The following is a 9,302-nucleotide window of genomic DNA, read 5'->3' as shown; positions in this document are numbered from 1 at the left end:
AGGCGCTGCGGGAACGTCAGGAGTACGAACTGGTCAACAACCGCGAGTTCGGCCTGCTCCACAACGCCGACCTCAAACAGCGCGTCCACACCCGGAACGGCCCGCCCACCCCGGACGACATGGACGATCTGCTCGGCCGCCGCCGTAAGACCCGCTTCTTCCTCGCCCACCCGAGGGCCATCGCCGCGTTCGGCCGTGAGTGCAGTCGCCGGGGCGTCTACCCGCAGAACGTCGAGGTGGAGGGCCACGTCGTGAGCGCCTGGCGCGGCGTGCCGATCCTCCCCTGCGACAAGCTCCCGATCGGTGACGACCGTACGACCTCCATCGTCGCGATGCGGACCGGCGTCGACGATCAGGGCGTCATCGGCCTGCACCAGACCGGCATCCCGAACGAGGTACAGCCGAGCCTGTCGGTGCGCTTCATGGGGATCAACGATCAGGCCGTCCTGTCCTATCTCGTCAGCGCGTACTACTCCGCCGCGGTTCTCGTGCCCGACGCGCTGGGCATCCTCGAGAACGTCGAGATCTCCCGCTGACGAGGGGTGCCCTATGACCGAGCGAAGCCGGGGAACCGGGGAGACGCCTCAGCGGTCGCTCCCTCCGACGGAGGAGGGTTCATGACGACCACCGACCATCCGAGGACCACCCGCGCGGCGGACGAGATCCTGGCGTGGAGCCGGAGCATGGTCGACCCGGCGCTCCGCGCGGCCGTCGACACGCTCCCCGCACCGATGCGGCTGGTCGCGGGCCACCACTTCGGCTGGTGGGACGAGCGCGGCCAGGTGGCCAACGCCGCCGGGGGCAAGGCGATCCGTCCGACGCTCACCCTGCTGGCCGCCGAGGCCGTGGGCGCCGAGCCGTCGGCGGCGGTGCCCGCCGCAGCCGCGATCGAGCTGGTGCACAGCTTCTCACTGCTGCACGACGACGTGATGGACGGCGACCGTACGCGCCGGCATCGCCCCACGACCTGGGCCGCGTTCGGGGTGGGCGCCGCGATCCTCGGCGGCGACGCGTTGCTGACGCTCGCCTTCGACGTGCTGGCGGCCAGCGGGCATCCGGCCGCCACCGAGGGCATGCGGTGGCTCAGCGCCGCCGTGCAGAGTCTCGTCGCCGGCCAGAGCGCCGACATCGCGTTCGAGACGCGTGCCGATGTGGAACTGTCCGAGTGCTTGTCGATGGCCGGGGGAAAGACCGCCTCACTGCTGGGCTGCGCGTGCGGCCTAGGCGCGCTGTTCGCCGGCCGGCCCGACCAGGCGGCCCGGCTGCGCACCTTCGGCGAGCAACTGGGCCTGGCGTTCCAGCTGGCCGACGACCTGCTGGGCATCTGGGGCGACCCGAAGCTCACCGGCAAGCCCGTCTACGCCGACCTGCGCCGGAGAAAGAAGTCACTGCCGGTGGTCGCCGCTCTGACCTCGGGCACACCGACCGGCCGTGAACTGGCCACGCTCTACCACCGCGACCTGCCCCTCTCCGACGCCGAACTGATCTACGCGGCCGACCTGGTCGAACGCGCCGGAGGCCGCACCTGGTGCCGACGAAAGTCCGACGACCTGCTCACCGACGCCCTCCACCACCTGCGCTCAGCGAACCCGGCCACCCGCCCCGCGGACGAACTGACCACACTCGCCCGAATGATCACCCACCGGGATCACTAGCACGGCGTCCACATACGCTCACCGGGCGCACGGTTGTGGAGGGCGCCCCTCACACGAACCGGGGCCCGCCGACACGGTGAAGGTCCGTGGACACGGCACCGGCCCTTGACCCAGAGTCCCGCTGTCCCACCACGCGCCGCCGACGCCGGGCCTCGGCGCCGTACACACAGCCGTCGTCTGGCGCACGCCGGTCAGAGCTGTGGGGTGGCGGGCGTGATGATCCGGAGATCGGGGGGCCGGGTCAGGTGGTGATGGGATGAGCGGACTGGAAGGCCAGCCGTCGGTCGGCGTCGGCGGCGAGGTCGGTGAGCAGGTCGTCGAGCGCCATGAACGCCTCCCATGGCTCCTGTCCGGCGGTGGTCGCGAGGTGGTCGACGACACGCTGCTCCAGGTCGGGCACGCGTTTGCCCTTCCACACCTTGTCGGCCAGGCTCACCAGCAGGTCCTCGAACGTGACGTCCGGTCCGTCCCAGGTGCCATGGGTTCGCGCGAAGCGCGCGTGCCTCTCCTCTACGCCGTGGTCGAGCAGCAGCCGATATCCGCGCTGTTCGTGTTCCGAGCCGGGTCCCGAGAGTTCCTCGATCACGTAGGTCTTCCCGACGTCGTGTGTGGCCGCGCCGTACCGTACCGCCTCCTGGTCGACGTCCACCCCGGGAAACCGTTCGTCCAGTGAGTCGAGGAGTCGGCACGCGACGTCGTGCACCGCCCGCAGGTGCGCCCCGAGCCGAGGCGGCGCGTCGAGCCGGCGGAGCAGCCCGTTCACCTCCTCGGGCAGCAGCCGAAGCCCGGCCTCCCCACACAACGCCCGATCGAGAGCCGAGGATGCCATCCGCGCACGATAGTGAACCCCGGCCCGATCCGCACCGCCCCGGCCGCGACGTACGTCCCGATGGCCCGGTCATCGTACGGCGGGGCGTCGATGTCACCGGACGCTACGGTCCCGGGCATGGGCTGCCCCTGAGTCTCTGTCTCGGCGATCTCGAAAAGGCCCTGGGCTTCGACGGCACAGCTCTGCCGGATGAGCAGAGGTGGCTACGGCGGGCGGCTGTGGGACGCTGACCGTCATGGGGGCATCCGACAGGCGTGAGCGTGTTCGTCGGAGTTACGACGTGGTCGCCGAGCCGTACGCGACCGGATTCCGGGACGAGCTCGCGCACAAGCCGCTCGACCGGGCGCTGCTCAACGCACTGCTGGAGCAGGCCGGTCCCGGGGCGCCCGTGGCGGATCTCGGCTGCGGGCCCGGACATGTCACCGGCTGGCTCGCCGCCCAAGGCGCGGCCGCGGTCGGTGTCGACCTGTCGGGTGCGATGGTCGAGCTGGCCCGTAAGGAGCATTCTGCCGTCGGGTCTCGTCAGGGTGGGGCGCGTGAGTTCGGCGTCCAGGGTGCGGCCGCGGCCGGTGTCGAGTCGTCGGGTGCGGTGGTCGAGTCGGCACGCGGGGAGCATCCCGCCGTCGAGTTTCGTCAGGGTGATCTGCTCGACCTGCCCGCTCGTGACGGTGAGTTCGCCGCCGTCGTCGCCCTGTACTCGATCATCCATTTGACCGCGGCCGAGCTGCCCCGGGCCTTCCAGGAGATTCACCGGGTGCTCCGTCCGGGGGGTCCGGTGCTCGTCTCGTTTCACATCGGCTCCGAGGTTCGGCATCTGACCGAGTGGCTGGGGCGTGAGGTCGACATCGACTTCCACTTCTTCGCGCCGGGTGACGTCGCCGAGGCGCTCGACGCCACCGGCCTCACGACGTACGCGCGGCTCGAACGTGTGCACCACCCCGAGGAGGTCGAGACGCGTCGCGCGTACCTCATGGCGCGTCGTCGATGACGAGACCGGCGATGTTCCGCCTCCAGCGGGCAGAAAGCCGGAAATAGCCACGTACTCTCATATAAGCATTTACCTGCTAACGCCATTTCAGCAAGTTTGCCCAATGTTCGTCTATGGGCTCTTTCTCTCGCAAACCTGCGATCCCTAGGTTCCTGATGCTGAAGTTCGAGCCAAGGGAGAACCGCATGCAGAGGAGCCCCGCCGTACGGGCTCGCGGGATCACGAAGTCCTTCGGCGATGTGGTCCTCGCACTCGACGGCGTCGACCTCGACGTGGCGAGCGGGCAGGTCCACGGCCTGGTCGGCCCGAACGGCGCGGGCAAGACCACGCTCCTCGGTCTGCTGCTGGGCCTCGCGGTCGCGGACGGTGGCAGCCTCGAGATCCTGGGTACGCCGGTCGGGCGGACGCTCGCCGTCCCCGACGGTGTCGCGGGCTTCGTGGACGGGCCCGGGCTCTATCCGTCGCTCACCGCGCGGCAGAACCTCTCCGCCCTGCTCTCACTGCGCGGGTACGACAGCGGCAACGCCGTCAGCGTCGACGACGCACTGGAGCAGGTGGGACTCACAGACGTCGCCGACGACCGCATCCGGGGGTTCTCGCTGGGCATGCGCCAGCGCCTCGGGCTGGCCGCCGCGCTGCTCACCACACCACGACTGCTCGTGCTCGACGAGCCGGCCAACGGTCTGGACCCGGCCGGCAAGCGCCACGTGCACCGCGTCATCACCCGGCTCGCCGAGGACGGGACCGCGGTGGTCCTGTCCAGCCACCGGATGGACGACCTCGCCGCGCTGTGCTCCGAGGTCACCCTCCTGTCCACCGGGCGGGTCGTCTTCTCCGGGCCGGTGAGCAAACTCGCCGCCGAGAGCGGGGAGCTCGACTACCGGGTGCGCACCTCCGACCGGGCGGCCGCCCACCAGGTGGCGCTGGACACGCCGGGCCTGCGCGTCGTACCCGGTCGTGACCGTGCCGAGCTGGACGCCGACGTGCTCGTGGTCCGCGGACCCGTGCCCGCCCTCGACGAGCTGGTGGTACGGCTGGTGCACGCCGACGTGGCGGTACGAGAGCTGGCGCCCGTGGTGACGCCGCTCGAGGCCGCGTTCCTGGCCCTGACCGGGGCCGAAGAGACCGATGCCGGAGAGACCGATGCCGGAGAGACCGGCAAGGAGGGCTCGTGACCGAGCGGAGTGAGGGAATCGAAGGCGCGCGATCGCTCCCTCCGGCGAAGGAGGACTCATGACCGCGACCGTCGCGCCGCCCTCGGTCGAGGCCCGGCCGGCACCGGTGCTGCGGGGATACCGGTTCGAGCTGGTCAAGCTGCTGTCCCAGTGGCGGATCCGGGTGCTGCTGCTCGCCTGCTGGATCGCCCCCGCGGGCTTCGTGGCCGCGGTGAGCCTGCAGAGCATGCTGCCCGCCGACACGGTCTTCGGCCGCTGGATGCACACCACCGGCTGGGCGGGGGCCCTGGTCGTGCTCGACTTCTCGCGGAGCTGGGCGCTCCCGCTGCTGACGGCGCTGGTCGCCGGGGACGTCTTCGCGGCCGAGGACCGGCTGGGCACCTGGCGCCACCTCCTCGTGGCGGTCCGCTCGCCGAGGCGGATCTTCGTGGCGAAGGGCATCGCCAGCCTCACCGTGCTCCTGCTGCTGGTGGCGGGGCTGGCCATATCGGGCATCGCCGGCGGACTGCTCGCGGTCGGCGACCGGCCGCTCGTCGGCATGGACGGCCATCTCCTCACCCCGGGGGCGGCGGCCGGCACGGTCCTGCTCTCGTGGGTCTGCGTGCTGGCGCCGACGCTGGCGTTCGCCGCGATCGGCCTCCTCGGCTCGGTGGCCCTGGGCCGGTCCACGATGGGGCTGCTGACGCCCGCGCTGCTCGCCTTCGTGCTGCAGCTCGCGCAGCTGCTGCCGCTGCCGGTGGCCCTACAGCTGGCCCTGCCGAGCCACGCCTTCCTCGCCTGGCGCGGGCTCTTCACCAGCCCGGCGCAGGTGGGTCCCCTCATCGTCGGCCTCGTGGTGAGCCTGGCGTGGGCGGCCGTCGCCACCGCGCTGGCCTACCACCTGTTCGTGCGCCGCGACTTCACGGACCTGGCGTACGACGGTGCGGGCCGGCGTGCCCTCCTGGCGGGGGCGCTGCCGCTGGCCGGACTGGTCGCCCTCGCCGTCGTCGTGCTCATCGGGGCGACCCCGGCCAAGGGCTCCGGGATCGAGCGGGCCAAGGTGGAGAACTCGCTCGCCACGGTGTACGCCCACCTCTACCGGATGCAGACGCGGGAGCTTCACCGTCCCGAGGTCACCGAGGCCCAGCTGCGGGCCACCGCGTCCTGCGACAAGGGCGGCTCGCGGGTCCCCGACCACGGACCGGGCAACGACTGGCGCTGCGTCGTGTCCTGGCACCTTCCCGGCACGACCGCCGTCGGCCAGGCCGTCTACCAGCTCGACGTCACCGCTGATGGGCGGTACGTCGCGGACGGAGACGGACCCAAGGAGGTGAACGGCTACTTCCAGGTGCGCACCTCGACCGGCGACGCACCCAACCCTCTGTGGCAGTTCGACGGGAACGTCGACCTGCTCGCAAGCGCTCCGAAGGAATGATCCATGCACGTCACGCGTCAGCGCGTCGTGAAGTCCCGTCGTAAGTTCCTCGAAAGACGCACCCGGCGCCGGATCCACACGGTGGCGGCCGGCACCGCGGCTCTCGCCGTCGCCGGCGGGAGTATCGCCTACGCCTCCACCGACGGGTTCGGCACCCAGCAGGTCGGCCAGACCACCAGGAACGGCCAGGTCGTGTCCAGCGACCAGTACATCAAGCCGATCGGCCGGCGCCTCGTCATCAACCCCGGCAAGATCATGTCGTCCTCGGTCAGCCCGGACGGCACCCACCTCGCGGCCTCGGTCACCGACGGCGGGATGGCGCTCGCCATCGTGAACCTGAAGGACTGGAAGGTCCAGCAGCTCGTCGGCAACAACGCGGCGGCGGACCTGAAGATCAGCGGCAACGACGTGGGCCAGGAAGGCCCCACGTACTCGCCCGACGGCTCGCAGCTGTGGCTGGGCCAGACCGATGGGTACACCAAGTTCACCGTGAACTCGGACGGCACCCTGGCCGGCCCCACGTCCATCAAGATCCCGGCGGACGGGCCCAAGCACGCGCTGGTCGCCCAGCCGGTGTTCGCGCCCGACGGCAAGACCGTGTACTCCGCCGTCAACGGCCAGAACCGCGTGGTCGCCATCGACACGGCGACCGGCGCCATCCAGCAGAGCTGGAACGTGGGCAACGCCCCGCGCGGCATGGTCAGGGTCGGGAACAAGCTCTACGTCAGCAACGAGGGCGGCCGCCCGGCGAAGGCCGGCGACACCACGATCAACTCCTACAACACCCAGGTGCCGGCCGACCCGAAGACCGGTGCCACCACCACCGGCACGGTCAGCGTCATCGACCTGGCGAACCCGGCCGCCGTCAGGAGCATCGACGTCGGTCTGCACCCGACCGCCCTGTACGCCGCTAACGGGGCGCTGTTCGTCCCCAACACCGCCAGCAACGACGTGTCGGTCATCGACCCGTCCAAGGACAAGGTCGTCCAGACCATCGCCACCCGGCCGTGGCCGGAGGCGTCGGTGGGTTACGAGCCCGACGCGGTGACGCTCACCAGGAACGGTCATCTGCTGGTGACGCTCGGCCGCGCCAACGCGGTCGCCGTCTACCGGTACACCAGGCCGCTGGAGCCGGTCAGCTACGTCGGCCTGCTCCCGACCGACTACTTCCCCTCGGAGATCACCACCGTCGGCAACGACGTGCTGGTCTCCAACACCCGCGGAATCGACGCCCTCCGTACGCCGCCCGCCGACAGCGCCGGGCACGGCACCCACGACACGACGTCGAGCCTGCAGAGGTTCACGCTGCCGAGCGACGGCGTCATCAGGGCGTACACGGCCAAGGTCTTCCAGCAGAACGGCTGGACCCCGGGCTCGGTGCAGAGGTCCAGGGGCCGGGGCGCCAAGCCGGTCGCGGTCCCGGCGAAGCTCGGCGACCCCTCGACGATCAAGCACGTCTTCCTGCTCGTCAAGGAGAACCGGACCTACGACCAGCTCTTCGGCGACATCGCGAAGGGCAACGGTGACCCGTCGGTGGCGCAGTTCGGTGAGAACGTGACGCCGAACCAGCACGCGCTGGCCGACCAGTTCGGGCTGTACGACAACACCTACGACATCGGCACGAACTCCGCGGAGGGGCACAACTGGCTGATGCAGGCCGACGACCCGGAGTACACCGAGTCCTCGGCCGGTGAGTACCTGCGCAGCTACGACACCGAGAACGACGCGCTCGGCCACCAGCGGAGCGGCTTCATCTGGACCGGTGCGCAGGCGGCCGGCAAGACCGTGAAGGACTACGGCGAGTTCCAGTCGATCGAGAGCAAGCCGTCCGGCGCGACGTGGCAGAACCTGTACTGCGACGCCAAGACCATGGACGCGACCGGGAACCCCACCGCGTACCCCATCGGAACGGGCTCGGCGATCCCGTCGCTCAACCAGGTGTCGGTGCCCGGCTTCCCGATGTTCGACACCAGCGTTCCGGACGTCTACAAGTACCAGATCTGGAAGCAGGACTTCGAAAAGAACGGTCCGGCTAACCTGAACATGTTCTGGTTCTCCAACGACCACACCGGCGGTCCGGCGAACGCGGCCGCCCAGGTCGCCGACAACGACCTCGCGGTCGGCAGGGTGGTCGACGAGATCTCGCACAGCAAGTACTGGAAGGACTCGGCGATCTTCGTCGTCGAGGACGACTCCCAGGCCGGTCTCGACCACGTCGACGGCCACCGTGCCCCGATCCAGATCATCAGCCCCTGGGCCCAGCACGGCACCGTCGACGACCACTACTACTCGCAGATCACCATGATCCGCACCATCGAGCAGATCCTCGGGATCCACCCGATGAACCAGAAGGACAGCGCCGCCACCCCGATGACGCGGGCCTTCACCAAGAAGCCCGACAACACCCCGTTCACCGCGGTGCCGAACCGCACGTCGCTGACGTTGGGCGTGTCGCCCCTGCCGACCTGTGGCGCGGACACCCCCGCGGCGCAGAACCCGAAGGCCCCGGCCGCGCCGACGACCACGGCGGTGCCGGCGGCCGAGCAGCAGGTGGCGGCGCAGTGGCAGAAGTGGCAGTCACAGCAGCACTTCACCGGGCCCCTCGCCAAGGCGGACTCCGCCAACCCCGAGCAGATGAACCACTTCACGTGGTACCAGACGCACGGGTTCGCCAAGCCCTACCCGGGCGAGACGAAGGTCTACGCGCCGGACAAGATCCCCGGCGCCTACATCCCGTCGTCGGACACCGACTGATGTAGGGACCCCCAGGAGGGGCCCCTGGCCGGCGTCGGCCGGGGGCCTCTTCTCCGTCCTGCGCGGCGCGCCGGGACTCAGCGGCCCACCGCGATCTCCCGTCCGACACCCGACAGCTTCTCGGGGTTGCGGACGAAGTAGAGCCCGGTGACGAGGCCGTCCTCGACCCGCATCGCCACGACGCCGTCGACCTCCCCGCCGAGCCGCAGGATGAGACCCGGGTGGCCGTTGACCTGTACCGGCTCGACCGACATCCGGGAGCCGGCCCGGTCCATGCCGACGGCCAGCAGACGAGCCACCTTCGCGACGCCCACGACGGGCTGCCGCACGGCCTGCTTGAGCCCACCGCCGTCGCTGAGGACGACGACGTCCGGCGCGAGGATGTCGAGCAGGCCCTGCAGGTCGCCGGTCTCGATCGCCTGTTGGAAGGCCTGGATCGCGTTTCGGGTCTCGGTCGGGGAGACGATGCCGCGTGGGCGGCGGGCGG

7 protein-coding genes and 1 pseudogene are annotated in these 9,302 nt (G+C 70.4%); 6 read left to right on the top strand and 2 right to left on the bottom strand.

The genetic code is table 11. The annotated features are described in order from the left end of the window. Positions 1–536, top strand: a pseudogene (locus ACFFNX_RS32915) (Crp/Fnr family transcriptional regulator); the annotation flags it as partial. A gap of 81 nt (positions 537–617) precedes the next feature. Continuing rightward, on the top strand, positions 618–1,655 hold the full coding sequence (locus ACFFNX_RS32910) for a family 2 encapsulin nanocompartment cargo protein polyprenyl transferase (protein WP_378209768.1): 1,038 nt from the start codon (positions 618–620) through the stop codon (positions 1,653–1,655). Between the two features lie 241 nt (positions 1,656–1,896). Here the strand turns inward: ACFFNX_RS32910 and ACFFNX_RS32905 are convergent, their stop codons facing one another. Beyond that, positions 1,897–2,484 (bottom strand): HD domain-containing protein, encoded by a 588-nt coding sequence (locus ACFFNX_RS32905; RefSeq protein WP_378209767.1) that lies wholly within the window; start codon positions 2,482–2,484, stop codon positions 1,897–1,899. 235 nt (positions 2,485–2,719) lie between these two features. On the opposite strand from ACFFNX_RS32905, the gene ACFFNX_RS32900 reads away from it, so the two are divergent. The 4 genes from ACFFNX_RS32900 (at position 2,720) to ACFFNX_RS32885 (ending at position 8,815) form a co-directional block, all read left to right on the top strand. Continuing rightward, positions 2,720–3,472, top strand: a complete 753-nt coding sequence (locus tag ACFFNX_RS32900) for a class I SAM-dependent methyltransferase (RefSeq protein ID WP_378209766.1) — start codon at positions 2,720–2,722, stop codon at positions 3,470–3,472. 185 nt (positions 3,473–3,657) lie between these two features. Beyond that, entirely contained in the window at positions 3,658–4,647 is a 990-nt protein-coding gene (locus ACFFNX_RS32895) for an ABC transporter ATP-binding protein (protein WP_378209765.1), read from the top strand. Between the two features lie 58 nt (positions 4,648–4,705). Further along, entirely contained in the window at positions 4,706–6,061 is a 1,356-nt protein-coding gene (locus ACFFNX_RS32890; RefSeq protein WP_378209764.1) for an ABC transporter permease, read from the top strand. A 3-nt stretch (positions 6,062–6,064) separates the two neighbouring features. Continuing rightward, positions 6,065–8,815 (top strand): bifunctional YncE/alkaline phosphatase family protein, encoded by a 2,751-nt coding sequence (locus ACFFNX_RS32885; protein WP_378209763.1) that lies wholly within the window; start codon positions 6,065–6,067, stop codon positions 8,813–8,815. A 77-nt stretch (positions 8,816–8,892) separates the two neighbouring features. Here ACFFNX_RS32885 and ACFFNX_RS32880 read toward each other — a convergent pair. Beyond that, a partial coding sequence (locus tag ACFFNX_RS32880; protein WP_512699868.1) for a sigma-70 family RNA polymerase sigma factor family protein occupies positions 8,893–9,302 on the bottom strand: 410 nt, incomplete at its 5' end.

The sequence above is a fragment of the Actinoallomurus acaciae genome (assembly GCF_042429965.1).
Classification (GTDB): domain Bacteria; phylum Actinomycetota; class Actinomycetes; order Streptosporangiales; family Streptosporangiaceae; genus Actinoallomurus; species Actinoallomurus acaciae.
This window is presented reverse-complemented; position numbering and strand designations above follow the sequence as displayed.

What these genes read in the sequence shown, in the direction of transcription:
- ACFFNX_RS32895 (WP_378209765.1), top strand. Translation starts at nt 3,658, where the DNA reads ATGCAGAGGAGCCCCGCCGTACGGGCTCGCGGGATCACGAAGTCCTTC.
- ACFFNX_RS32890 (WP_378209764.1), top strand. Translation starts at nt 4,706, where the DNA reads ATGACCGCGACCGTCGCGCCGCCCTCGGTCGAGGCCCGGCCGGCACCG.
- ACFFNX_RS32905 (WP_378209767.1), bottom strand. Translation starts at nt 2,484, where the DNA reads ATGGCATCCTCGGCTCTCGATCGGGCGTTGTGTGGGGAGGCCGGGCTT.
- ACFFNX_RS32910 (WP_378209768.1), top strand. Translation starts at nt 618, where the DNA reads ATGACGACCACCGACCATCCGAGGACCACCCGCGCGGCGGACGAGATC.
- ACFFNX_RS32885 (WP_378209763.1), top strand. Translation starts at nt 6,065, where the DNA reads ATGCACGTCACGCGTCAGCGCGTCGTGAAGTCCCGTCGTAAGTTCCTC.
- ACFFNX_RS32900 (WP_378209766.1), top strand. Translation starts at nt 2,720, where the DNA reads ATGGGGGCATCCGACAGGCGTGAGCGTGTTCGTCGGAGTTACGACGTG.